22 protein-coding genes are annotated in these 23,388 nt (G+C 61.2%); 16 read left to right on the top strand and 6 right to left on the bottom strand.

Features of this window, described 5'->3' with window-relative positions; all coding sequences use genetic code 11:
- The first annotated feature begins 108 nt into the window (after window positions 1–108).
- Together J8I82_RS38275 and J8I82_RS13105 are read left to right on the top strand one after the other, a co-directional pair.
- Window positions 109–525: a plasmid pRiA4b ORF-3 family protein gene (locus J8I82_RS38275; protein WP_245179701.1), complete on the top strand. Its 417-nt coding sequence runs from the start codon at window positions 109–111 to the stop codon at window positions 523–525.
- Window positions 522–953 (top strand): host attachment protein, encoded by a 432-nt coding sequence (locus J8I82_RS13105; RefSeq protein WP_209758040.1) that lies wholly within the window; start codon window positions 522–524, stop codon window positions 951–953. Before J8I82_RS38275 ends, J8I82_RS13105 begins: the two co-directional genes overlap by 4 nt.
- Before the next feature lie 29 nt (window positions 954–982).
- Here J8I82_RS13105 and J8I82_RS13100 read toward each other — a convergent pair whose 3' ends face one another.
- The gene (locus J8I82_RS13100; protein WP_209758038.1) at window positions 983–1,693 is read right to left on the bottom strand and encodes an SDR family oxidoreductase; all 711 of its coding nucleotides are present in this window, start codon (window positions 1,691–1,693) and stop codon (window positions 983–985) included.
- Between the two features lie 291 nt (window positions 1,694–1,984).
- On the opposite strand from J8I82_RS13100, the gene J8I82_RS13095 reads away from it, so the two are divergent.
- Genes J8I82_RS13095 through J8I82_RS13060 form a run of 8 tightly spaced genes read left to right on the top strand, consistent with a single transcriptional unit; the run spans window position 1,985 to window position 8,486 of the window.
- Window positions 1,985–2,452 carry an SUF system Fe-S cluster assembly regulator gene (locus tag J8I82_RS13095; RefSeq protein ID WP_209758332.1) on the top strand — a complete coding sequence of 156 codons (468 nt, stop codon included), beginning with the start codon at window positions 1,985–1,987 and terminating at the stop codon, window positions 2,450–2,452.
- A 34-nt stretch (window positions 2,453–2,486) separates the two neighbouring features.
- Complete coding sequence (gene sufB / locus J8I82_RS13090; protein WP_209758036.1) at window positions 2,487–3,935, top strand: Fe-S cluster assembly protein SufB; 1,449 nt, start codon at window positions 2,487–2,489, stop codon at window positions 3,933–3,935.
- Between the two features lie 46 nt (window positions 3,936–3,981).
- Entirely contained in the window at window positions 3,982–4,752 is a 771-nt protein-coding gene (gene sufC / locus J8I82_RS13085) for a Fe-S cluster assembly ATPase SufC (RefSeq protein WP_209758034.1), read from the top strand.
- Window positions 4,749–6,080, top strand: a complete 1,332-nt coding sequence (gene sufD, locus J8I82_RS13080) for a Fe-S cluster assembly protein SufD (RefSeq protein WP_209758032.1) — start codon at window positions 4,749–4,751, stop codon at window positions 6,078–6,080. Before sufC ends, sufD begins: the two co-directional genes overlap by 4 nt.
- Window positions 6,077–7,345 (top strand): cysteine desulfurase, encoded by a 1,269-nt coding sequence (locus tag J8I82_RS13075; protein ID WP_280906857.1) that lies wholly within the window; start codon window positions 6,077–6,079, stop codon window positions 7,343–7,345. The genes sufD and J8I82_RS13075 overlap by 4 nt, the downstream gene beginning before the upstream one ends.
- Window positions 7,345–7,791 (top strand): Fe-S cluster assembly sulfur transfer protein SufU, encoded by a 447-nt coding sequence (gene sufU, locus J8I82_RS13070; protein ID WP_209758030.1) that lies wholly within the window; start codon window positions 7,345–7,347, stop codon window positions 7,789–7,791. The genes J8I82_RS13075 and sufU overlap by 1 nt, the downstream gene beginning before the upstream one ends.
- 4 nt (window positions 7,792–7,795) lie before the next feature.
- On the top strand, window positions 7,796–8,164 hold the full coding sequence (locus J8I82_RS13065) for an SUF system Fe-S cluster assembly protein (RefSeq protein WP_209758028.1): 369 nt from the start codon (window positions 7,796–7,798) through the stop codon (window positions 8,162–8,164).
- Window position 8,165: 1 nt separating this feature from the next.
- Window positions 8,166–8,486, top strand: coding sequence for a Rieske (2Fe-2S) protein (locus tag J8I82_RS13060; RefSeq protein ID WP_209758027.1), 321 nt, complete (start codon window positions 8,166–8,168; stop codon window positions 8,484–8,486).
- 197 nt (window positions 8,487–8,683) lie between these two features.
- Here the strand turns inward: J8I82_RS13060 and J8I82_RS13055 are convergent, their stop codons facing one another.
- Window positions 8,684–8,971 carry an ATP-binding protein gene (locus tag J8I82_RS13055; RefSeq protein WP_336620897.1) on the bottom strand — a complete coding sequence of 96 codons (288 nt, stop codon included), beginning with the start codon at window positions 8,969–8,971 and terminating at the stop codon, window positions 8,684–8,686.
- A gap of 318 nt (window positions 8,972–9,289) precedes the next feature.
- On the opposite strand from J8I82_RS13055, the gene J8I82_RS13050 reads away from it, so the two are divergent.
- Entirely contained in the window at window positions 9,290–9,631 is a 342-nt protein-coding gene (locus tag J8I82_RS13050; RefSeq protein WP_209758025.1) for a type II toxin-antitoxin system VapC family toxin, read from the top strand.
- 625 nt (window positions 9,632–10,256) lie between these two features.
- Here J8I82_RS13050 and J8I82_RS13045 read toward each other — a convergent pair.
- On the bottom strand, window positions 10,257–10,415 hold the full coding sequence (locus J8I82_RS13045) for a hypothetical protein (RefSeq protein WP_209758023.1): 159 nt from the start codon (window positions 10,413–10,415) through the stop codon (window positions 10,257–10,259).
- Between the two features lie 1,638 nt (window positions 10,416–12,053).
- Here J8I82_RS13045 and J8I82_RS13040 point away from each other — a divergent pair.
- The 3 genes from J8I82_RS13040 to J8I82_RS13030 all read left to right on the top strand — a co-directional run bounded on the left by J8I82_RS13040 (window position 12,054) and on the right by J8I82_RS13030 (window position 15,838).
- The gene (locus J8I82_RS13040; protein ID WP_245179700.1) at window positions 12,054–12,464 is read left to right on the top strand and encodes a cysteine peptidase family C39 domain-containing protein; all 411 of its coding nucleotides are present in this window, start codon (window positions 12,054–12,056) and stop codon (window positions 12,462–12,464) included.
- Between the two features lie 638 nt (window positions 12,465–13,102).
- Window positions 13,103–14,755 carry a glucosamine inositolphosphorylceramide transferase family protein gene (locus J8I82_RS13035; protein ID WP_209758021.1) on the top strand — a complete coding sequence of 551 codons (1,653 nt, stop codon included), beginning with the start codon at window positions 13,103–13,105 and terminating at the stop codon, window positions 14,753–14,755.
- A 906-nt stretch (window positions 14,756–15,661) separates the two neighbouring features.
- Window positions 15,662–15,838: a hypothetical protein gene (locus J8I82_RS13030; RefSeq protein WP_209758019.1), complete on the top strand. Its 177-nt coding sequence runs from the start codon at window positions 15,662–15,664 to the stop codon at window positions 15,836–15,838.
- Window positions 15,839–16,098: 260 nt separating this feature from the next.
- Here J8I82_RS13030 and J8I82_RS13025 read toward each other — a convergent pair whose 3' ends face one another.
- Window positions 16,099–16,482, bottom strand: a complete 384-nt coding sequence (locus tag J8I82_RS13025; protein WP_209758017.1) for a nuclear transport factor 2 family protein — start codon at window positions 16,480–16,482, stop codon at window positions 16,099–16,101.
- Window positions 16,483–17,001: 519 nt separating this feature from the next.
- Between J8I82_RS13025 and dctP the strand changes: the two genes are divergently transcribed.
- Together dctP and J8I82_RS13015 are read left to right on the top strand one after the other, a co-directional pair.
- A complete protein-coding gene (gene dctP, locus J8I82_RS13020) occupies window positions 17,002–19,899 on the top strand; it encodes a TRAP transporter substrate-binding protein DctP (protein WP_209758015.1) in 2,898 nt (965 codons plus the stop codon).
- 25 nt (window positions 19,900–19,924) lie between these two features.
- Window positions 19,925–21,601 carry an amidohydrolase family protein gene (locus J8I82_RS13015; RefSeq protein WP_209758013.1) on the top strand — a complete coding sequence of 559 codons (1,677 nt, stop codon included), beginning with the start codon at window positions 19,925–19,927 and terminating at the stop codon, window positions 21,599–21,601.
- Between the two features lie 525 nt (window positions 21,602–22,126).
- On the opposite strand, the gene J8I82_RS13010 is transcribed toward J8I82_RS13015, so the two are convergent.
- Both J8I82_RS13010 and phbB read right to left on the bottom strand, forming a co-directional pair.
- Window positions 22,127–22,372 carry a hypothetical protein gene (locus J8I82_RS13010; RefSeq protein ID WP_209758011.1) on the bottom strand — a complete coding sequence of 82 codons (246 nt, stop codon included), beginning with the start codon at window positions 22,370–22,372 and terminating at the stop codon, window positions 22,127–22,129.
- A gap of 265 nt (window positions 22,373–22,637) precedes the next feature.
- A complete protein-coding gene (phbB, locus tag J8I82_RS13005) occupies window positions 22,638–23,381 on the bottom strand; it encodes an acetoacetyl-CoA reductase (protein ID WP_209758009.1) in 744 nt (247 codons plus the stop codon).
- Between the last annotated feature and the right edge of the window lie 7 nt (window positions 23,382–23,388).

Below are 23,388 nucleotides of genomic sequence, written 5' to 3'. Positions count from 1 at the left end.
GACGACCGGACTGCTGCTGAGAGCCCCATTACGCACCTACAATTCGCGCATGGCTTCCGATCCCGGGCCGGCGACCTCCGTCCTTCAACTTCGAATTGCGAACTGCCGATGATCGCGTTTCATCTCCGCGAACACGAAGGCTTCGCCTATTTGTATGACTTCAATGCGTGGTGGCGCCACGAGATAAGGGTGGAGCGGCGTATGTTGCGGCAACATCCTGGCCTGCTGCCACGGTGCGTGGCGGATTGGCGGCCTTGCCCGCCAGAGGTAGGGCTTCCCGGTATTGGGCTTGCAGCCTCGGCGCGGTCCGCGCAAGGCCCCGGCCGACTCCAATGCCGAAAGCCGCCAGCCAGCTCGCAATCGTTTCGATCCCTTTCTCCGACACATCACCTGCGCCACGGCAGGCGCAAGGGGCCAGGACGCCGCTCGCCCCGACGCGGCGTTACAAAGCTGCCGGGACGATCGCACGGCCCGGGCCTATCCTTGTTACATCGCTACTGCCACCACGAAAGGAGCGAGCGATGACGACAATCTGGACGCTAGCCGCAGATAGCACCCATGCACGGATCTTCCAGGCGCATGGAATGGAAAGGGACATGGAAGAAATTCAGGACTTTGTCAATCCGCTTGGGCGGGCAAAGGACGGCGAGCTGCGCGACGATGCGCAAGGGCGCTTTGCCGGCAAGGGCGAGCCCATGCATTCGATGGCGGCGCGGGTCGATCAGGCCGATAAGGAGCGTGACGAGTTCGCCCGCATGCTGACACGGTATCTCGAGCAGGCGCGCACCGAACAGCGCTATGACAAGCTGCGGCTTGCCGCCTCGCCGAAGTTCCTGGGCATGCTGCGCGAGCACCTGGGTAAAGAAGTGCAGAAGGTGGTCTTCGAGGAGATCGACGAGGATATGTCCAGGCTGGGCGCACGCGAAGTGCAGAACCGCCTGGCCAGCCGCTGAACCGGGCCAGCGCCGATATTCTGGCCTGGCTACCATAGAATCGGCTGGCGATCGCGGAAGAAGCCACCGGTGGGGCCATCGTCGGGCAGCGTTGCCAGCCAGATCACGGTGTCGATGCCCTCTTCGGGCGATCGTGGCGCATCCAGGCCGCCCAGGTCGGTGCGACACCAGCCGGGACACACCGAGTTCACCTTGACGCCGCTGTCGGCCATCTCGGCGGCCAGGATGCGCGTGACGGCATTTAGCGCCGTTTTCGAGATTCGGTAGGCTGGCACGCCGCTGCTCATCTCCGCCAGCTGTCCCATGCCCGACGCCAGGTTGACCACCCGGCCGGCACGGTTGGCGCGCAGCAGCGGCGCCAACGCCTGGGTGGTCCGCAGCACGCCGAAAAGATTGGTTTCCAGGGTGCGGCGCAGGGTCTCGAGCGGCAGCTCTAGCAGGCTGGTGTCGTAGTGGTCGAGCGAAACACCAGCGTTGTTGATCAGCACGTCCACGCGGCCGAAGCGTTCGGTCAGCCAGCTGGCCAGCGCAGCTGCCGAGCTGTCCTCCGTGACGTCAAGGGGGTGGCAAGCGATCGGATGACCCGCAAGCCGGAGCTCTGTCTCAAGCACCCCGAGGTCCGTCGGCTTGCGCGCCGTGGCGACGACCAGATGGCCTTCCACGGTGGCCAGCCGGCGCACGGCTGCGCGGCCCAAGCCGCGGCTCGCGCCAGTGATGACGGTAATAGGTTGGTTGACCATGCCTGCGTCTCCTCTCCGCTTGGAGTGAGGTGGGCCTGCACTTGCGGCGTAGAGACATTGCCCACATCGCACGCCCGCGCACGTTGTTAGCGGGACGCGATGAACGCGGCCCAGGGTCCTCTGAAGAGTCTCGGCGTTCGCATGTCCCTCAAGGTGCAGCTACTCATCTATACACCTCCGACGGCGGCCTGGTGATAGGGGGTTCCTCCCTATCCTCGCCTGACGCGAAACAGGGATGCCGGAACAAATGAGGACCAAAGTGGTTCTAATTTGCAAATACTGGTGGCGACGATGCTCAGACTCAGCAAGCTGACCGACTACGGCACGGTAATCATGACGCACCTGGCCCGAAATTCTGGCCGAATTTACAGTGCCGCCGAGATCGCCGCCGCGATCGGCGTGACGGTACCGACGGCGAGCAAGATTCTGAAAACGCTGGCAAAGCGCCACCTGCTGCAGTCGTTACGCGGTGCCAATGGCGGCTATCTGCTGGCACGACCGCCGGAACAGATCTCGATCGCACAGGTGATTGACGCCATGGAGGGCCCGGCCGGCATGACCGAATGCAGCGTCGCAGCCGGCCTGTGTGCACAGGAAGGTCTGTGCGCTATCCGTGCCAACTGGCAGTCGATCAATAGAGTGATCTTCATGGCGCTTAACGACGTGACACTGGCAGATATGGCACAACCGGTGTTGCACCCGGTGGATATTGGCGCCTTGCACGCCCGACACGCACACGGACCGCAAGCTGACATTTAGTGATTGAGATGACAGTGGCAAGCGCAGGCAGAACATGGCAATCCCGGCACGCAAGCTCGACGAACTGATCAGCCAGGGCTATAAGCATGGCTTCTACACGCCCGTAGAGACGGACACGGTGCCGTGCGGGCTGAATGAGGACGTGATCCGCATGATTTCGGCCATCAAGGACGAGCCGGAATTCATGCGCGAGTGGCGCCTCAAGGCCTACCGCCACTGGCTGACGATGTCCGAGCCGCACTGGGCGACGGTGAAGCACCCGCCTATCGACTACCAGGCAATCGCCTACTATGCAGCGCCACGCTCCCAGAAGGCCGGGCCGAAGACGCTGGACGAGGTCGATCCCGAGTTGTTGCGCACCTATGAAAAGCTGGGCGTGCCGCTGCACGAACGCGAGTTGCTGGCAGGCGTCGCCGTGGACGCGGTATTCGACAGCGTCTCGGTCGCCACCACCTTCAAGCAGAAGCTGGGCGAACTCGGCATCCTCTTCTGTTCGTTTTCCGAAGCGGTGCGGGAGCATCCCGAGCTGGTTCGGCAGTACCTCGGCACGGTCGTGCCCTATACCGACAACTACTTCGCCACGCTCAACTCGGCCGTATTCAGCGACGGCTCGTTCTGCTATATCCCGCCCGGGGTACGCTGCCCGATGGAACTGTCCACCTACTTCCGCATCAATGCCCGGAACACCGGCCAGTTCGAGCGCACCCTGATCATCGCCGATGAAGGCGCTTACGTCAGCTATCTGGAAGGCTGCACCGCGCCGATGCGTGACGAGAACCAGCTGCACGCCGCCGTGGTGGAACTGATCGCACTGGAAGGCGCACAGATCAAATACTCGACCGTGCAGAACTGGTATCCGGGCGACAAGGAAGGCAAGGGCGGCATCTATAACTTTGTCACCAAGCGCGGCGACTGCCGCGGCGCGCGCTCCAGGATTTCGTGGACCCAGGTGGAGACCGGCTCGGCCATCACCTGGAAGTATCCAAGCGTGATCCTGCAGGGCGACGACTCCGTCGGCGAGTTCTATTCGGTCGCGCTGACGAACCACTACCAGCAGGCCGACACCGGTACCAAGATGACCCACCTCGGCAGGAACACCAGGAGCACCATCCTCTCCAAGGGCATTTCGGCCGGCCACGGCCGGAATGCCTACCGCGGGCTGGTGAAAGTGGCCAAGAGCGCGATCGGCGCGCGCAACTACTCGCAGTGCGATTCGCTGCTCCTGGGCGACAAATGCGCCGCCCACACCTTCCCGTATATCGAGGTCAAGAACGCTACCGCCCAGGTCGAGCACGAGGCCTCCACCTCGCGCATCGGCGAGGACCAGTTGTTCTATTGCCAGAGCCGCGGCATCAGCGCAGAGGACGCGGTATCGATGATCGTGAACGGCTTTTGCAAGGAAGTGTTCAAGGAGCTGCCGATGGAATTCGCGGTGGAAGCCCAGAAGCTGCTGGGCGTAAGCCTGGAAGGCAGTATCGGATAAGGGTAGCGCGCACGCATCGGCGCTGCGTCGGAGAAAGAGGCCAGCCATGCTTGAGATTCGCAAGCTGCACGTCAGCGTAGACGGCAAGCCCATCCTGCACGGCATTGATCTCAGCATGAAGGCCGGGGAGGTGCACGCCATCATGGGCCCCAACGGTTCGGGCAAGAGCACCCTGGCCCATGTGCTGGCCGGCCGCGACCGCTTCACCGTGACTGCCGGCGAAGTCTTCTACGAGGGCACGAGCCTGCTCGGCGTGCCGCCGGAAGAGCGCGCCCGCGCGGGCATCTTCCTCGCCTTCCAGTACCCGGTGGAAATCCCCGGCGTCTCCAATATCTACCTGCTCAAAGCGGGGCTCAACGCAATCCGCAAGCACCGCGGCGAGCCGGAGCTGGACGCCATGGATTTCCTCGCCCTGGTCAAGGACAAGCTCCGGCTCATGGAGATGGACCAGGACCTGCTTTACCGCTCGGTGAACGAGGGCTTCTCCGGCGGCGAGAAGAAGCGCAACGAGATCCTGCAGATGGCGGTGCTGGAACCCCGGCTGGCCATTCTCGACGAGACCGACTCCGGCCTCGACATCGATGCGCTCAAGATTGTCGCCAGGGGCATAGAAGCGATGCGCAGCCCCCAACGCGCCATTGTGCTGGTCACGCACTACCAGCGCCTGCTCGATTACATCGTGCCGGATCAGGTGCACGTGCTTGCGCACGGCCGCATCGCCAGGTCCGGCGGGCCCGAGCTGGCGCGCGAACTGGAGCAGCACGGCTATGCCGGGATGGAGGCGCAGGCCGCTGCCGGGACGGAGTCTTCAGCATGAGCGCGAGCGGACTGGAACACTATCTCGCCGAGTTCAACCGCGTTGAGGCCGCACTGCCGGGCCGCCGCCTGGGCTGGCTTGCGCACGCCCGCCGCCAGGCGCTGGATCATTTCGCCCATGCCGGGTTCCCCACGCTGCGCCAGGAGGACTGGAAATACACCAGCGTAGCCGCACTCGAGAAAAGCCGCTTTGCCGTGGCACTGCCGCAGGCCGGCGACAGCCTGGAAGCCGCGGTGGCAGCGCAGGTCGAGGCGCTCGCCCTGAGCGGCGCGCACCTGCTGGTGTTCGTCAACGGCGCGCACCAGCCACAGTGGTCGCGCATCGGTGCCCTGCCTGCGGGGATGGAGCTCGCCAGCCTGGCCGCCACGCTGGAGCGCGCACCGGACTGCCTGGAAGCGCTGCTCCTGCGCGATGCAAGCGACTACCCGTCCGGTTTCGCCGCCTTGAACATGATGTTCATGACCGACGGTGCCTATGTCCGCGTGGCGGCGGGCACCGTCCCGGAACAACCGATCCACTTGCTGTTCGTCACCACCGCCGGCGAGCTGGCAACCCATGCGCGCAACCTGGTGGTGGCGCAAGCCGGCAGTCAGGTCTGCATCGTGGAGCATCACGCGGGACTGGACGGCCTGGGCTATTGCACCAATACCATCACTGACATTGTTGCCGAGCGTGATGCACAGGTCGAACATCACAAGCTGCAGCAGGAGAGCCTCAAAGCCTTCCATATCGCCGGCGTGAACCTGGACCAGCGGCAGGGTAGCCACTTCGCCTCCAGTTCCTTTGCCCTGGGCGGCGCCCTGGCGCGGGTCGACATCGATGTCGGGCTCAATGCCGAGCATACCGAGTGTTCGCTGGACGGGCTGTATATGACCGCCGGGCGGCAGCATATCGATCACCACACCCGCATCGACCACGCCAGCCCGCACAGCAAGAGTCGCGAGTTGTATAAAGGCGTGCTGGCGGGCGCCTCGCGCGCCGTCTTCAACGGCAAGGTGGTGGTGCATGCCGATGCCCAGCACAGCGATGCCCACCAGTCCAACCGCAACCTGCTGCTGTCCGACCACGCCGAGGTCGACACCAAGCCGCAACTGGAGATCTATGCCGACGACGTCAAATGCAGCCACGGCGCCACCGTAGGCCAGCTCGATGCCGAGCAGATCTACTACCTGCGCTCGCGCGGGATGGACGAGGGCGCGGCGCATGCCCTGCTGACCTTTGCCTTTGCCGAGGAGGTCGTCAAGCGGCTCGGTCCCGCCCCATTGCGCACGCGGCTGGATACACTCTTGCGCGGCCGGCTGCCCGAGCCTGTGAAGGAGCTGCCATGAACACGGCAGTGCATGAACCGATGGCCGTGGAGCGGGCGGTACCGGCCGCCAGCCTGGAGGTAGAGCGGCTGCGGCAGGATTTCCCTATCTTGCGCCAGACCGTCAACGGCAAGCCGCTGGTCTATCTGGACAACGCCGCCACCACCCAGAAGCCGCAAAGCGTGATCCATTGCGAAGCGCGTTACTACAGCGCGCTCAACGCCAATGTCCACCGCGGCGTGCACACCCTGAGCCAGCGTGCCACCGATGCCTACGAGGCCGTGCGTGACGCGGTGCGAGGCCTGATCAACGCGGCCGGGCGCGAGGAAATCGTGTTCGTGCGCGGCACCACCGAGGCAATCAACCTGGTGGCGGCAAGCTTCGGCCAGCGCCTGCGCCCGGGCGACGAGATCCTGATCAGCGCGATGGAGCACCACTCCAATATCGTGCCGTGGCAACTGGCGTGCCAGCGCACCGGCGCGTTGCTGCAGGTGGCGCCGATCAATGATGCCGGCGAGCTGATGCTGGAGCAGTTCACGCAATTGCTCAGCCCGCGCACCAGACTGGTCGCGCTGACGCACCTTTCCAACGCGCTCGGCACGGTCAACCCGGTGCGACACATCATCGAGCTGGCGCATGCCCAGGACATCCCGGTGCTGATCGACGGCGCCCAGGCGGTGCCGCATCTCAAGGTCGACGTACAGGCCCTCGATTGCGATTTCTACGCCTTCTCCGGCCACAAGCTCTATGGCCCCACCGGCGTCGGCGTGCTCTACGGCAAGGCTGCGCTGCTCGATGCCATGCCGCCTTACCAGGGCGGCGGCGACATGATTCGCGAGGTCACGTTCCGCAAGACCACGTACAACGCGCTTCCCTACAAGTTCGAGGCCGGCACCCCCAATATCGCCGGCGTCATTGCCCTTGGCGCCGCCATCGGGTATGTGAGCGCGCTCGGCCTGGAGGCCATCGCCGCCCATGAGCATGCGCTGCTCGCCTACGCCAGCGCGAAGGCAACGCAGGTCGCCGGCCTGCGCGTAATCGGCACGGCTGCCGACAAGGCGAGCATCCTCTCGTTCACCCTGGACGGCATCCATCCCCACGATGTCGGCACCGTCCTCGATCAGCACGGCGTGGCGGTCCGAGCCGGCCACCATTGCGCCATGCCAGTGATGGAGCATTTTGGCGTGCCTGCCACGGTGCGTGCTTCCTTTGCGCTGTACAACACGCGTGAAGAAGTCGATGCCCTGTTTGCTGCCGTGCGCGCGGCACAGGAGGTATTCGCCTGATGTCTGACCTGCGCAACCTCTACCAGGAAGTGGTTGTCGACCACAGTCGCTCGCCGCGCAATTTCGGGCGTCTGGCGGCGGCGAACCGCAGCGCCGAGGGCTTCAACCCGCTGTGCGGCGACCGGCTGACGCTGTACCTGCGAATTCGCGATGGGGTGATCGAGGACGCCAGCTTCGAGGGTTCGGGCTGCGCCATCTTCACCGCCTCAGCCTCGCTGATGACAGAAGCGCTCAAGGGCAAGACCGAGGCACAGGCGCGGGCCATGTTCTCGGGCTTTCACGCGCTGGTGACCGGAGTGCCGGAGCAGGGCGGCGTGCCGATGGGCAAGCTGGAGGTCCTGGCCGGGGTGCGCGAGTTCCCGACGCGCGTGAAGTGCGCAACCCTGGCCTGGCACACCATGCAAGCCGCTTTGGAGAACAGCGCCAAGCCGGCTTCAACGGAGTAAAACGATGAGCATTATCGATTGGCTGCGCAAGGCCGAGGAACACGAAGACAGGCTCGAGCCTGAGCCGGACAGTCTGGAGGGGCGGGTAATAGCGGCCTTGCGTACCGTGTACGACCCCGAGATCCCGGTCAATATCTACGACCTTGGCCTGATCTATCAGTTATCGGTGGACGAATCCAGCGGCCAGGTGGGCATCCGCATGACGCTGACTGCACCGGGCTGCCCGGTGGCGCAGACTTTCCCCGGTGTGGTTGAGGGTGCCGTGATGGAAGCCAGCGGGGTGGAAGAAGTCGAGGTTGAACTGGTGTGGGACCCGCCCTGGTCGAGAGAACGAATGAGCGAGGCGGCCCGCCTGGAACTGGGGCTGCTCTGAGATGAGCGAGTGGATCGATGTCGCCAGGGCCGACGAGTTCGCGCCCGGCACTTGCCGCAGCGTCGATGTCGATGGCGTACAGGTCGCGGTATTCAATGTGGGCGGCAATTACTACGCCATCGAGGACCTCTGCTCGCACGAGGCCGAGCCGCTTTGCGGCGGTGACGTGGAAGGCCAGGAAGTCGTCTGCCCGCGCCACGGCTCGCATTTTTCCCTGCTTACGGGCGAGGCGCTGTCCCCGCCGGCCTACGAGCCGGTGGCGACCTTTCCGGTTCGGGTGGAGGCCGGCACGGTACAGGTCAGGGACGAACGCTGGAAATAATTGGCCGCGCCCTCTGGCCATTCGACTTGGTTGTCAAATGGCCGAGAATGTTAAGGGTTATTCGATGCCTGCTCTCGCGCGCTGTGGGGATGGCAAGGATTTGCTTGTCGTATCGGTCCATGTCCGTTAGCTGGCTGAGCCCGAGGCTTGAGTAAAGTCCGGGCGGAGCATCAGTAGCTTGTCTTTCACTTTCTCTCTCAGGAGCGGGTCAAACATGCGCCCCAGCGTCTGCGAGTCAATGGTGGGCCGCTGTTCCTGACCTCGAAACGAACTTCTGCATCAGCGTCGATCACCACCACGCGTACCGGCATATCCGGTGCTCCGTAATTGATGGCGTTAAGCACCAGATTGCCGAGCAGTTGCTGCATACGCTGACCATCCAAGAACCCCTGCAGGTTACCCTTTGCGTCCAGATCGATCTGGCGGCCTGGATGGGCTGCGCGCAACTGGTCCACCACATCGGCAAACACTTCAGTCAAATCCACGTCACTGCGGACGATGTTGATACCGCGTCCGCTTGACGACCCCTCGAACCGGCGTCCACAGGTCCGCGACATTGAGCCGGCGTGCGCGGCCCGAATGCTGCTCCCCCGGCGCGCCTTTGGACGAAGCCGTTAGGCCAAAGTGGGGCCATGAAGAGACATCCGACCTTGTTGCCGGGATCGGTCATTCAACGCCGCCTTTGCCGCGATGACCGCCCCTGTGCTAGAGAGCCCTTGACAGGGTCAATTCATATCAGTGTCCTGCGTTTGCGGATAGACGAAGGTCAGCTAGATGCCCCGCATCTCGAGGGAGAGCCAAGCATGCTTGAACGACTGCGTGCGCACGTGCCGTCCGATTTCGGGCTGCCGTCAATCGTTGCCCATGAGCTGTTCTATGGTGCCTACAAGAGCCAGCGGGCGGCTGCGAACCTGGCACGCATCGAAGTGTTGCAGTTCGAGGTGGTTCCGTTTGATGCCGAGGACGCTCAGCATGCCGGAGAGATTCGCGCGCAGCTGGCGGCGGTCGGTACGCCGATCGGCCCTTATGACGTCTTGATTGCAGGGCAGGCGAGGGCGCGTAACCTGATTCTCGTGACGCACAATATCCGGGAATTCGCCCGCGTCGCGCAACTGACGGTCGAGGATTGGCATACCGGTCACTGACAGCACCTAAATCGCCGCTGCGCGCGTTACACTTGCATCGGCTGTCGATCTGGGCAAGCTCAGTACGCTGCGCCACGATTCGCGAGCGCTCTTTCTGAGCAAGGCTACTTGAATTCGCCCCAACTCAATCGCATCGCTGTCTCCGACCGAAGAGTCCCGTACTTAGCAATCTCTCGGCTATCCTCAGAGCGATGGCAATGCGCTTTCGTTCCGTGCTGCAAATAAGGAGCCGGCCCTCGGCGGCTATTTGAACATAACGCCCGATCAGCGATTTTTGCTTGTTGCTGTTTGCGTTGAGCGTCCCGATTGATGCAGGCGTAGCAAGCCGGAATCAGCTGAACTAGGTGCGCACTAGCTGGACTGAGAATCCGGAGTTAATTCCTTACCGCTAACTCGGCAAGATCGACGTTGGGAGTCGTGGAGACGATTACGTCCATACTCTGCTACTTCCCACGTCCACTGCCGAGGTAGACATCTGGACGCAGTATCTCCATATGGGCGTCGGGCGAGTGCCGCCGCCGGGGACGTAGCGCTTCGCTCCGGGCTGATAAGTTGGCGTGGTGACGCATTCAGCTTCCTGTTAAGCAGCCAAGCGAACTCAATTCGCGTTTTGTGCAGTCCATCCTTAGAGCAAGACTCGATGCAGCAGATCAGTGCCTAGCTGCACGAGTTGCCTCGCCATGTCAGCAATGCTCAGATCCATCCCCAAGGCCCTTCCTGAGACGTAAATGACAGCCGCCAGCGCAGCTAAGACCAGAAAACTCACCTTAAGGCTGTCGCTCATCACGCCTCCTCGCTATGTGCCTGGGTCTGGATTTCCCCGGTTTACGCATAGCAAGCAGCGGCGCGTAACACTCGAATCCGGACCGTTTCTCTATAGAAACATTGACACACCACAATGCGCATACTCTGTGCGACATCGCTCATGGCGCAGTCCAAGTAGACGCGACGGGCGGTATCCATCCAAGCGATTACGTGACGGCATTGAAGCCGGCTAGCCTTCGGTCCGGTCTCCGGGGAATATCGCGTCATCAACCAGCTCGGAGGCCGTTCCAAGGCCGGGCTAAACCAATGATCCTCTGCTGAGAGGCGAATGAGCCAAGTTGAAAACCTTCGGCACGGTGAGCAGCCCGACAGTTATGTTGCACGGCAAACGTTTCACTCTCGCCAGAGGGCGTTTCCTCAATGAAACTTAAATCTATGTCGGCGCGATTGGGAGGATCTTGACATTTGCATTTTTGCCCATAGCCTTTCCAGGCTGCGTTCTCGGCCGATGTTGATACTCGAAATATGGGGTCCCAGGGCGCCAGGCATAAATTCCTAACAAGCGATCCTGTTCGGCGTGACGACGCGTGGGTTAGGGTAGCGAGATAAGAACCAAGAGTCAGTGTTGCCCCTCTAGTGGAACGCTGGCAATACGTGAGAATGCGATAGCCTGGCCGTCGGGCCAGTTAGGGCAGTCGGCCGGGGGGTCATATTGTGAGCACAATCGCAACCGTTCCTTGCTTACTATGCGCTGCACTGGCGCGACGCTGGCAAGACCCCAACGATCGTCTGCGTGGTACCCGTATGTACCGCTGCGCTGCCTGTGGCGGGCGATTCGCAGTCACTGGCGATGCTTTAGGACCCATCGAGCAGGGGCAATGGGATGCTGCTGAACTGCTGGCTGCCGTCAGGCAGCATATCGCTGCGGGCGCCCTACCGCGTATCGAGAATGTTGAAGGCAAGCCATGCGTGATTGCCGTCGGCCGTCAGACACCCTGAACTCCATCGCAACGAAGTGGGCGGCTGCGTCGGCACCGCGGAGCATCAGTTGCATCTCGGCCAGCGTGATGTGGGCGTGGTGCCATCCCGCCCGCTACCTTCAGGCTGTCACGCGTGCTGGATCGCGCAGCGGCCGGCAATGCCCTCGGCGTTAGAATCAGCGGCATCAGTGTCGCGGCCGGCGGCGCGGCGGGTTCGGCGCTGGGCGACAAGCGTCGCGCAACACGTATGCCGACGACTACAGCATGGCAATCGCGGCAAGCACAAGGGCCACAAGGATCATCGTCACAATGGCCAAACCGAACCAAGCAACCAAAGCCGGAGAACCATACAGACGTTTCAAGGCTGAATCAGTCTTCTGAGGCCAGCGCCGCAGAAGTGGACATTTCTACTAGCCTGCTTGGGTGATTGGCTCCGCGTGCTGATGCACTATGCTCCAAATATCACACCACTGAAACCGGGGGGAATCATGGGTGAGGGGAATCCGTGCGTGCGGCACGAGTCCGCTGGTCTTGCGCTATGCGAGGCGCCGGCACCGGAGGTAGGAGGTGTATCAACACCAGGGCGGCTGGCACAGGAAATCAAGACAATACCCGCAACGCACCCCAACACTTCCGATTTATACGTCATGGCCGGCCACTGTGAGCCGCCTGCTGCGATGAACCAGCTGCCGGGTGCGGACGATCCAATGCTGGGCAGCCTAATGTTGCTGAACCGGGCCTTGCACCGGCCCGTTCCGCCTGCAGTTCTGCTAGAAGGGCTGCCACTGGAAGGCCAGCGTCTGACGTTGCCGCTGCTCTCGGCCGTGGCGGCGCGCGCCGGCTTGTCGACCTGGCTGGTGGAGCGGGATCTCGACGAGATCCCGGACACCTCGATGCCGGCTATCTTGTTGTTGGGCAAGAACAGACCCTGCGTACTGCTGCAGCGCTGTGAGCACGGACGGTTTCTCGTCGCACTGTCAGGTTGGGGCGGCGGAGAGCAGGAAGTCAGTCGTGACGAACTGCTGGCCCAGTACAGCGGATATGCAGTCTTTGCGCAGCCCGTGCAACAAGCGGAAGTGTGGCTCTAATCATTGCTGCTCTAACGGCCGACGAAGTATTTTTTTCGTAAGCACGCACTTACTTAAATCGTGTATTGCACACACAATACCTTGACGTAGTCTTTTTGCCCACCCTGTCCGATTAGGGTAAAACCCCAGAATCCAGGGTACACCTTAAAAAGGATACATTTAAAGAGGTTGCAACGCCTCAGCGGGCTGGTCTCCGACGCGCCGCGCATCATCGTCTTGGGGATAGAGAGTGCGCGGCACGCTACCGAGCAAGCCGCGCTGTGGTGTTTCCCTAGGTTTTCGGTCCCTACGAAAGGGGGACGCCAGCAAGCACGATCCCGTGTGACGATGTCGGCGACAGGTCTGCGACTACCCGTCAACTCTCAAAGCCCTCGACCAACTTGGCCGGGGGCTTTTCTTTCATCGGACGCCAGCCTGTAACGCAACTGGCGCGCGTAGACCGCTTCTCGCCCCTGCTTTGCAAGCAGGGGGTCGTCGCTTCGACGCCCGGCACCGCAGCAGCAACTTGCCCCGTTCCAGTTCACTGGCCGCATCTTTCGTATGTCTGCGCACAAAACATGCTGGTCAGGCACCCGTTTGCGTTTTGATTGCTGCGAGTGCATGAGCAACAATGGACTGCGAGGGAAAAGGAAGGCTTCATGCAAGAAATCGCCACAGAATGCGACGCGAAGCATACTGGATCTGATCTGGTACGCGAGCCGATGAAGGGTGATTCCCGGAGTGCGGGGGAGGCGCCAGGTGTCGCCGTGCTCCCCGTCCTTGCGTTCGTGCTTACGTCAGGCCATGGCACGTCCTGGGAGCACGAGTTTGTGAATCGGCTTCGTGCGTCCGGCATCTGCGAGGCCGTTGTCTGGGAGCTTGAACCGGGTCATGACCACTGCACAGGCTCGGCGCGACCCAGTTGCGATGAGGCTGCACCCAAGGTGCGCGACATCACTGCAATCGTCGATCTGACCGGCCGGCTTGGCACCGACTGCGAGGGCGACGCTGTCGTAGATGTATGGCGCATCTGCGATCGGCGAGGTGTAGTACTAGGTGAGAAGCACCACGGACTCGAAACGATTGCGGCGGGGGTTGGTATTCAACTGCACTTAGTGGCGAGGACGCCGTCGGGAACCACCCTGATCGACAAGGCGGGGGCGTTTGCATGTCCAGGCGAGCGGGTATCAATGCAGCGATTGTGCGGTTATGCGGCGACGTTGCTACTTTCGGCTGTGCGCGAGATTGCGGTGCTCGGTGCCCTGGAGCCGCGTCCCGCGTGGAAGCCAGAAGGCAAGCGGGCGACTTCATTGCAACGGATGAAGTGGAAGGTCCTAGAACTGGGCAACCGACTGTTGCGCTGGCTTAAGGGTGGCCTGCTGATTGACTACTGGATGGTCGGCATCGTCGACATGCGGCTGACAGAAGCCATGCGCGCGCCACACTTGCCAATACGATGGGTCGGCAAGCGCAGGGGAACCCGGTATTGGGCTGATCCGTTTGGCATGCCCGGCAGCAAGGATGAGATCTATTGTGAGGAGTTCGATCTCAAGCGGAACGTTGGCCGCATTGTCAGATTGAAGCTTAACGGGTCTGCCGACCCGGATCCGCCGGCGCCTGTCGATCTCGGGCTGGCGGGGCACGTGTCCTACCCATACCTGTTTTCTCACGAGGGCGCGTTGTATTGCGTCGCGGAATCGGCACAATGCCGTCGCTGCGTGCTGAACCGGCTCGACGAATGCGGGCAGTGGGCACAGGTCGCGGTGCTCCTTGACAATACGGAGGTTGCCGACCCCACGATCTTCAGGCACCACGGATACTTCTGGCTGGCGTACACCGACGTATCACTGGGGGCGTTTGACAATCTTTGCCTGTGCTATGCATCCGATCTTCTCGGGCCATGGCACGGTCATCCACAGAATCCCGTGAAGATCGATCACCAGTCATCTCGCCCTGCGGGCGCCGTCGTCAAGGACGGCAATCAGCTACTGCGTGTGGCGCAGGTATGCAAGAGCGGATATGGACAAGCCATTGCTGTCAATAGAATCCTGCATTGCACGCCACACCTCTATCGAGAGGAGGTGATTCGAACTGTCAGCGCGGAGCGAGATCAACTGAATCCACGCGGTCTCCACACGATGTCGGCCTGGGGCGATCGTACGCTTGTGGATGGCAAGCACTCCGTTATCAATTTTTGGGTCCTGCAACGCAGGATAGGAGCTCGCATCTTGCGCGCGGCGAAGACGTTGCTTTGTCTTGGCATCTACCAGCATTGCGACGATCCCCTGCTTCGATGCGTGCTGGAAGTGTAGTGGGGTTTGGCAGACTGATCAGCAGAGCGTGGATTCAACGGCTCTGCAGGTCTGAGCGGGACTCATAGTGCCGACACGGGTTTTCTGACAAACCGTCGTCTGGCGGCTCCATGTTAGCTGCAGTAACAACGCGGGCGTATCTCGAATACAAGCAGCCTGGCGAACCAGTAACAATTCGAATCACCTCGGACTGCGGGATCGACACGCTCTTTGAGGCGCTACCGATATCTAGCTACAACGCGAGCGTTATTTCCCGAACGCTGGTTGTTAGTGATGGTGATGGTGACTCCCATCGCTTCACGTGGCCCCCTGGGCAGGAGATACTGCCAGCCGGGGCTTCTCGTCTGACCATTTCAGTCGTCGATGTAGGCCCTACCGTCGAAGGGGAACACGTTGCTTTCTCAGTTAAACCACCGCTTCAATTCAAATTCGTCGCTCGAGGTTACGAATGGCTGCACTGGCTCTTCTTTTGGCCCCTGTTCGTTGCGTTACTTGCCATCTATGGCGCCATACTCTTATGGCGTAGTTATCGGACAATAAGGCAGTGAAAGGTAGGCTACAACGCCACAGTGAATTGGCCGAGAAGGGGTAGCGCCGGAAGAAAGACTGCAGGCGCAAGCACGCCACGCGAGGGCCGCCGGCTGGCCGGACATCCCCGCTCTTCCACGCGCCGGTAAAAGGTGGCGCGGTTGGCCAGCCCCGTGAGGGAATCTGTATCGGGACGCCTCGGCACTGTGCGCGGCCGGGATCCGCGCGCTGATGGTCAGCTGCCCCGAAAGACGCTGGCTGCCTTCCTGCGCGGCCATTTCGATGCGGCGCAGCTCCAGCCTGTCGGCCGCCATCCGCCCCAGTTCGCGCAGGCGCTCACAGTCCTCGTCGGAGAAATCGCCATGAGGATGGACATCGATGACGCAAAGCACCCCGACCGCATGGCCGTTTACGGACGATCAAAAACAGCGGCAGTGGCAATCGCCGGTCAAAATATACGAAATTGGCGTCAACACGGGCCCGGCTTCGCGTGATGCCGAGTGCCACGGCTTCACGCATTGTGGTGCAAAAAAAAGCACCTCGCAAGGACCGTAAAACGGGGCGCTTCGATAAATTCGATAACACACTGCTTATCGCGCGGCGTGCCGGAAGCCGGGAGGGCGCAGTTTGAGGGGAGCGGGTCGGTCGAGCAGTGAAACGGCGTGACCAATCGTCGACGGAATTGGAGCTCGACTCACCCAAGAGTGCGCCGAAGAAGCGAAAACGAGCGATCGCTTACTGACCCCATCATCGGCCCAGGCACGAAATGAAGTTAGTTGCTACTGTCGGCTCGCCACGTCCACCGGCATCCGGTGTTATACGAAGCGAGCGGCAGTATCGTAGCAGCCACGCCAGCGGGTTATTTTTCCACCTTGAACGGTGAACACATGAATCCATTCGGTCTCGACCAGTTTCCCCTCTGGCCGGCAAGTGAACCGTTCAAAGCCTAGGACGGTCACGTGTTCGCCGGATTGGATGAACTCTCGTGGCTCGAAGCTTTGCATGTCATCTGCCTGCGCGACCTCAGCGAAGAAGCGCGCTACGTCGTGCTTGTCGTTGCGCTGGCCTGCGTAGGGAATTGCCGATGGCCCCAATAGCTTCCAGTCCACTTTTTCAGCGACAAGATCCAGGATGGCTGCGACATCGCCTCGCCCAAAGGCGTCGTAAGCAGCTTTGACGACAGATAGTGAGTCGGCCATGGGAGCTTCCAAGTCGCAGTTGCGGGAGACAGGCGATTCCAACTTAGTCTCAAACAAGAGCGTGTTCAACCTTCAAGACGACCAAGCGTCGTCTTTGGCTCGCGACCGCCCCGAGGCGAGCGATGGGGCCCACGAAGAACGACCATCGAATGCCGCACCGAAGTTGGTGGCGGGACGGCCAAGGTTTCCGCGCGTTGACATGTGGCAAGCATGAAGCGCAGGCACAAAATGCAGAGTACCAGTTTGCGGTTCAGGAGCGACTCTCACAGCCAGCCATGGAGGCATTGGCAGAACATCACCACATGCGCATTCCGGCCGGCAAGCCGATTTCTTTCCCTCCGCATGACTCATGTGATGTTTGCGCCGCGTGCCGTGCCGGTTTGCCCTTTGGATTGCGGGTGAGCCCCCTCGCGCCTTGCGGCAACGAAGTACTCGCCGCGCCTCCGGCATTCATCCTTAGCAAGGAGTTCATATTGACACTTCTCCTTTGGTGAACCATCTATAGGAGGGGAGGGCAAGATGAACCAGGCACAGGTGGTCCGGCGTCGGGCGTTCTCCAGCTTAATTCACGACGGCAGATCATTCCTGACCGGGCTCCTGCTGTTGGTGACCGTTCCATCGTGCCTAGCGCAGGTCTACCAGTGGCGTGCCGAGGTTCCTGGCGGACTACCAGAATCGGAAGTGGCGGCTGTCGCCAGGCTCACTGAGCGCTTCAGCGCCCAAGCCTCGCGGGCATTGCGGATTGCGCCAGCGACTGCCTCCCCGATCCCACCGCAACAGCTCATGGAGAAGGTAAAGCGCGGTGATGTCCAGCTGGCGGTGATCCCGATCGATACCGTGGCCACGCAAGTGCGTGATTTCACCATTTTCGATTCACTGTTTCTGTTCAAAAACCTCGATGCGGTGGCGCAATATGAGCGCAGCATGGATGGCCTGCACCTGCTGTCGCATCTCGGCAGCCAAGGGTTGGCCGGGCTCGGATACCTGCACGGCGGGATGCTGCAGCTCGTCTCGAGCAAGCCCCTGCCGGCGCTCAGCAATCTGAAGGGACTGCGACTGGGCACCCGCAGAGCGGGCGACATGGCGAAGCAATGGGCCCGCCTCAGTGTAATTCCGGTCCCGCTGTCAAAGGAAGGATTCCCTTCCGCCTTGCGCGAAGGCACGGTCGATGCCGCCGAGGCACCGTGGTCGGAACTGAAGGACATGTCTGGCGGCGGCTGGGTCATTACGGAAAGCAACCACAGGTATCGCGGCTACATACTGGTCGTCAACCGTGCGGCCCTGGATGCGCTACCAGGGCTGGTGAAGCAAGGATTTCTGAGTGATGCCCGTACTATCATCGACCGACACAATGCAGGCGCCAGGACTGGGGAGACGTTGGCGCGCAACAAGGCAATGGCTGGCCGGAATCCAAATGCGCTCTCACGCTATGATTATGACCAGTTCATCGGTCGCCTGAAGAGCTTTGTCAAAGACAGCCATCCGGATCGCGCGCAGATGGTGGCTCGGGCGCTGTCGGTGAGCAGCTTACAGCTGGCCCACAAGTACTTTCCTGATGAGGCCCCGGTGTTCGCGCTGGAACCTCTCCATCTCGCCCCAGTAGCAGTCGCGGCGACAAGCGCGACGAGGCAAGAACAGGCGTCCGCGACGCCATCCCCGTCCCCGGGACCTCCAACCACTGTTAGCTACAACGCGAGCCTGTCGCCGCTGTCGCCGGCAAGCAGCGCTTACCCGCAGCGGCAATCCCTGCGGTCGCGTCAGCTCGCGACGCTTCGGTTCTATCTCGGCCCGCACAATCCGGCATCAATCCTTCCCGTCCAACCAGCGGCTGCGGCAATCCAACGCAGCAAGGTTGATGTGCCGCTGAGCGTGGTGCTGGACTGCCCCTTCTGTGAGGCAAATGCCGATTCGCTCAAGCGCATCGTCTACAAGCCGGCTGAAAGCCGTTCCACGCAAGCCAGCTTCTCCTTCACGCCGGCACAAGCTCCCGCCGGAACGCCCTATGTCGGCACACTGCGCATCCTGGTGCTGAACGACGCCACGGGAGCAATACAGGATCGCATGGTGGTCGACGTCATCATCGATGCGGAAGACGCTGTACCTGCGTCTGTACAGCAATCCCCCGTGACCAGTGGCGGGGTCGAGCCGACGCCCGAGGCAGCGTGGAAGCCCGATATCGTCCTGCTTGTCACGGACAAGCAGGGGGTCAGTATCGAGATCCAGCCGATGAGTGCGGAGATGCAGGCTTTGATCGGCAAGCAGGCTTTCGACGAGCATGGCGAACGCAGGCAGTTTTCTTCAGGAATCGAGGACAAAGCCTTCCTGGATGCCGTGACCAACTCAGCTTACGGTGTGATGTCGGCAGTGAGCCTGCAAGGGCCACTGGTCAAGCGACTGAGCGCCACGGGAACGGAAGCGGCTGTCTCCAAGGCATCGCAAGCTAGCCTGCGCCTGACGGACGCGGAAGCAACGGCGGTCACTCAAGTGATCGGCGACATCGGCATGCAGTTGTACAGGAACCTGTTCACGGCCTCGAATGACCCGGGCTTGCTCACCATTATCCGCAAGCTTGAGGACGCAGCCGATGCTCCGCGTACCGTCCCGTTGCGCCTGAAGATTGTGACAGACGGGGTTTCGCTCCCCTGGCAGTATCTCCACCAGAGCGGCATGGATCCCGATCCGAAGAAGTTCTGGGGGATGCGCTTCAGCCTGAGCGTGTCGCGGGCAAGAAGCGGCGGGCCGGGCAGCGCAGCTCATCAGGCTCAGGAATTGCCGCAGAAGGTGGTTTTCGCCCGCTACGGTAGCACCGCCGATCCCACTGTGCCGTTGGCTCGTGAGCAGATGCGACAGCTGCGCCAGATTCCCATTTCGGACATGATGGAGGTCGATTCCGGGTCTGCGCTGCTGAACCAGGTGCTTCCGCAAGAGCGTAAGCGCATCTCTGCCGTGGTCGCATTTCTTCACGCATCGACTGGCGACGCCCAACCGGGCGATCGCTATAGTGACGGCCCTCAACTGAAGTTCAATGAAGGTGACCTGGTCACCAGCAACAAGCTTGAAATGCTGTTGAACAGGCAATCCGAAGAGGAACTGCGCGCGGGCATACCATACTTGACGAACGCCCCGCTGGTCATTCTCAATGCCTGCGAGACCGGGCCTTCCACGCAGCTTCCACACGTCAGCCTGGGAGATGTCATCGTTCGGCTCGGCGCGCAGGGTGTAGTTGTCACGGAGGTTGCGATCTGGATCACACTCGGTCATGAGGTGGCGACACGCCTGATCCAGAGACTGGGCAGGGGCGAGGCGGTAAGTGACGCCCTGACAGCGATTCGACGCGAGCTTTACGCCGAAAAGAAGAACCCCCTGGGTCTGCTGTATGTCTACTACGGCGATCCGGCCGCCACGCTTCGTTACTGATCTGCCAACGCCGAGGGTCAATATCATGCCCCTGAATCGTCGCGCTTTCCTGGCCACGCTTGCCTCTGCCTTGTGTCCGCTTCCGACAGTTGCGAATCCGCTGTGTCCTGTCGATCCGACGATCTCTGACCGGACTTTGCCACTGACCATTGATGTGCATACGCACATCTTCAACGGGCGCGACCTCCAGATTCGCATGTTCCTGGCAAAGACGACGGTAGGCGAAGACTCTGAACTTTACCCGCTCGTCAGCGGTGCGGGCGCGCTGTTGCAGGCGCTCGGCTGGCATTTTGCGCCAGACGCGCAAAGTGAACGCAAGGCCATCCGGAGCTACGCGGCACAACTCATCGAATGCAAGGATGCGGGGCAGATGCGATCATTGGCCGCGCCGGCATTCGAAGAGGGCTATGTCGTCGGCCGCCGCGAGCTGAAAGCGGCTGCCGACGCGGTCTACCAGACGCCCGACGGCGCCGCCGTTCTCGGGCCAAGGGACGCAGGGCCGGTGGGGATGGGTGCAGCCATTGATGCCCTGCCGGCTACCTACGATGAGTTTGAGCGACAACAGTTCGACACGGCCGGCATTTTGGGTAGCAACCCAACCTTTCTCGGGTACATCCGGTTCATCTTGCATAACTTCAACCATCGCCATGTCAACGCCATCGACTATCTGACGACCTATTCCCGCAACTCGGCGCGCAAGATTGACCTGATCATTGCCAGCATGGTCGACTATGACTGGTGGCTGGCGCAGGGAGCTCAAACGCCTACGACGCTGCCGGAGCAGGTTGAACTGATGGGGCTAATATCGACATTGACGGGCGGCCGCGTCCATGGATTCGTGCCGTTCTGCCCGTTGCGCGAGTTGATGACGAAGGGCACAGACGGCGTTGGCGCGTCGCTACGCCTGGTTCGGTATGCGATCGAGCAGCAGGGGTTCCTGGGGGTCAAGCTCTATCCTCCGATGGGCTTTGCAGCATGGGGCAATGCCGGCAAGACCGTCTGGCAGGATAAGAAGGGCTTGCCAGCGGCCGCGGCGTCGCCTGACTTCGGATCCCAGCTAGATGCTGCGATGGAAGCGCTGTTCCGGTATTGCATGAGGAATGACGTGCCAATCATGGCCCACACAAATCATTCAAACGGTCCCTACGAAGAATTCAAGGAGCTGGCGGGAAGCGACTACTGGTCGCTGGCATTGCGTAAGTTCCCCGGATTGCGCGTCAGCTTCGGCCACTTCGGCGACACTGACCCAGAAGACCATCACGGCGATAAGTCGCGCAAGTTCCTGAGCCTGATCACCGCCGCGCCCAACTCGGCCGGCGCGAATGCCTTCGCGGACAGCGGGTATTTTGCAGGAGTGCTGCTCAATCAGCCAAAGATAACCGAGTTGCTGCGGCACTTGTACGCTGCCTCGGACAACAACGTCCTGCGCGAACGGCTGATGTACGGCACCGACTGGACCATGATCCTGCCCCAGCACAATGTGGAGCGATATCTGTCGGACTTCATGGACGTGATGGCGCGGGTCGAAGCAGAAGAGCCGGGCAAGGTCGTGCGCCAGACCTCCCTGTCGAATGCCTTTTTCGGCCAGAACGCGGCGACCTTTCTCGGGCTGCGACCCGGCATGCGCAATCGCAAGCGGCTTGAAGCGTTCTACGCGGCGCGGCAGGTTCCCGATCCGGATTGGATGCACAAACTGCGTTAATTCAAGGCGTGGGTGCTTACACCGAGGCTACCCACTTCGTACGCGAAGACTTACCGCACACGCACCTGCCTGGAATCATGAGGGGGGATGTCTGCAGCCAGATGGGAGGCGAAAGCGAGTGCCGACAAGCACTCCCTGTAGCAGACCCACGACGAACTCCACGGCGGACACGATGCGTGGATGGGCTGCTCTCGGATCCCGTTGCGCTCGACTCAACGACCGCGGCCTATCCTGAAGGAAGGCAAGGTCGTGCGGAGAGGGCGAGATGCGACACGTACTTTTTCATCAGCCGGGGCACCCAGATCGGCCATGGCATGGTGCCCGCTACTATTGGCTTCTGTCGTTGCTATTAGTTGCCGCCGGCTCGATATATCTGGCGTGGACCGGACTGGCGCTAGTGTGAAATTTCTGTGACGCAAAAGACCCATGTTCGCCAGCCATCTCTTGTATTGGGGAAAGGTGGTTTTGTCCCTACATCAAGACATCAGGCCCCCCAGGTAAGCCAGCGATAGAAAAACAGGCTCTCTAATTGCGGTAGAGGTCGCGGATAGGTACGGGATACTGGTAGACCAACACAGCTTCCAGTTTGCCGTGGGCATTGACTTTGAAGACTTCGACGAGCACACGTTGCCCGCTACGATTCACGCCACTGACGTGATAAAACGAATGTCCCTTCCATTCGATGACGCCGACATCGAGGGTTGATTCGATACCGAACACGCGCGCCTGGTTCTGTAGACGCGGATCAAACGCCAGATCAAGGTAGTCCATTTCGCCTGGTGATGGTCAATATCCGTCTCTGACTCCCAGATCATGAGGAGCCACCATGCACCCACGACAAATGGATCAGTCAAGCGTGGCGATTGTTATTCTCTATCGGATCGCGGCGCCAGCAGGCAGGGAATGCACCAGGTCCCAGCACTTCAGGCATTCCAGAGGGCATAACACACGCCTGCCGGTAACGCGACCAATACTCACGCTATCATCCCAGATTTCCAGGCGAAGAGCCTGACACGATGGACTGCCCATTGGTACTTCAGTCCATATGCTGCCCGCCATTGATGGCGAGATTCGCACCGGTCAGGTAAGCCGCATCCTCTGTGCATAGGAAAGCGATCAGTCCCGCAACTTCCTCAGGCTTGCCGAGGCGTCCCATCGGAATCTGCGGCAGGATCTTGCTGTCCATGATGTCCTTAGGGACGGCCATCACCATCGTAGTCGCGAGATAGCCAGGAGATACGGTGTTCACCGTAACGCCTTTCCTGGCGACTTCCAGAGCTAGCGCCTTTGTGAATCCGTGCATGCCGGCCTTGGCAGCGGCGTAGTTGGTCTGGCCAAAGGCACCCTTCGAACCGTTGACCGACGAAATATTAATGATCCGGCCCCAGCCGCGCTCCACCATGCCGTCACAGAGTGGCTTGGTGACGTTGAACACCGAGTCGAGGTTGGTTTGTATCACCGCATCCCAGCTTGGCTTGTCCATCTTCTTGAACGCCATGTCGCGGGTAATACCGGCGTTATTCACGAGGATATCGACGCGGCCCACGTCGGCCACGATCTTCGCCATGCAGGCCTGGCAGTTTTCGTAGTCGGCGACATCGACCTCGTACGCGAGCATCTCGCGACCGCTCGCAGCCATGGTTGATAGCCATTCCTGTGCTTTCGCGTTTCCCGGCGAATATGTGACCACCACCTTGTGGCCTGCGTCATGCAAGCGGATCGAGATCGCCTCTCCCAAGCCCCCCATGCCTCCAGTAATCAGTGCAATTCTCTTTGTCATGCTCACT

It is taken from the genome of Cupriavidus consociatus (assembly GCF_017814975.1).
GTDB lineage: Bacteria > Pseudomonadota > Gammaproteobacteria > Burkholderiales > Burkholderiaceae > Cupriavidus > Cupriavidus consociatus.
The sequence above is the reverse complement of the archived record's forward strand: the minus strand, read 5'-3'. Positions and strand labels throughout refer to the sequence as shown.

Coding starts and splice junctions, on each gene's coding strand:
- J8I82_RS13095 (WP_209758332.1), top strand. CDS start 1,985: ATGCTCAGACTCAGCAAGCTGACCGACTACGGCACGGTAATCATGACG.
- J8I82_RS13040 (WP_245179700.1), top strand. CDS start 12,054: ATGAACCAGCTGCCGGGTGCGGACGATCCAATGCTGGGCAGCCTAATG.
- sufD (WP_209758032.1), top strand. CDS start 4,749: ATGAGCGCGAGCGGACTGGAACACTATCTCGCCGAGTTCAACCGCGTT.
- J8I82_RS13010 (WP_209758011.1), bottom strand. CDS start 22,372: ATGGACTACCTTGATCTGGCGTTTGATCCGCGTCTACAGAACCAGGCG.
- J8I82_RS13025 (WP_209758017.1), bottom strand. CDS start 16,482: ATGGCCGACTCACTATCTGTCGTCAAAGCTGCTTACGACGCCTTTGGG.
- J8I82_RS13060 (WP_209758027.1), top strand. CDS start 8,166: ATGAGCGAGTGGATCGATGTCGCCAGGGCCGACGAGTTCGCGCCCGGC.
- J8I82_RS13045 (WP_209758023.1), bottom strand. CDS start 10,415: ATGAGCGACAGCCTTAAGGTGAGTTTTCTGGTCTTAGCTGCGCTGGCG.
- J8I82_RS13030 (WP_209758019.1), top strand. CDS start 15,662: ATGACGCAAAGCACCCCGACCGCATGGCCGTTTACGGACGATCAAAAA.
- sufC (WP_209758034.1), top strand. CDS start 3,982: ATGCTTGAGATTCGCAAGCTGCACGTCAGCGTAGACGGCAAGCCCATC.
- J8I82_RS13035 (WP_209758021.1), top strand. CDS start 13,103: ATGCAAGAAATCGCCACAGAATGCGACGCGAAGCATACTGGATCTGAT.
- J8I82_RS38275 (WP_245179701.1), top strand. CDS start 109: ATGATCGCGTTTCATCTCCGCGAACACGAAGGCTTCGCCTATTTGTAT.
- dctP (WP_209758015.1), top strand. CDS start 17,002: ATGAACCAGGCACAGGTGGTCCGGCGTCGGGCGTTCTCCAGCTTAATT.
- J8I82_RS13105 (WP_209758040.1), top strand. CDS start 522: ATGACGACAATCTGGACGCTAGCCGCAGATAGCACCCATGCACGGATC.
- sufB (WP_209758036.1), top strand. CDS start 2,487: ATGGCAATCCCGGCACGCAAGCTCGACGAACTGATCAGCCAGGGCTAT.
- J8I82_RS13015 (WP_209758013.1), top strand. CDS start 19,925: ATGCCCCTGAATCGTCGCGCTTTCCTGGCCACGCTTGCCTCTGCCTTG.
- J8I82_RS13050 (WP_209758025.1), top strand. CDS start 9,290: ATGCTTGAACGACTGCGTGCGCACGTGCCGTCCGATTTCGGGCTGCCG.
- J8I82_RS13075 (WP_280906857.1), top strand. CDS start 6,077: ATGAACACGGCAGTGCATGAACCGATGGCCGTGGAGCGGGCGGTACCG.
- phbB (WP_209758009.1), bottom strand. CDS start 23,381: ATGACAAAGAGAATTGCACTGATTACTGGAGGCATGGGGGGCTTGGGA.
- J8I82_RS13100 (WP_209758038.1), bottom strand. CDS start 1,693: ATGGTCAACCAACCTATTACCGTCATCACTGGCGCGAGCCGCGGCTTG.
- J8I82_RS13065 (WP_209758028.1), top strand. CDS start 7,796: ATGAGCATTATCGATTGGCTGCGCAAGGCCGAGGAACACGAAGACAGG.
- sufU (WP_209758030.1), top strand. CDS start 7,345: ATGTCTGACCTGCGCAACCTCTACCAGGAAGTGGTTGTCGACCACAGT.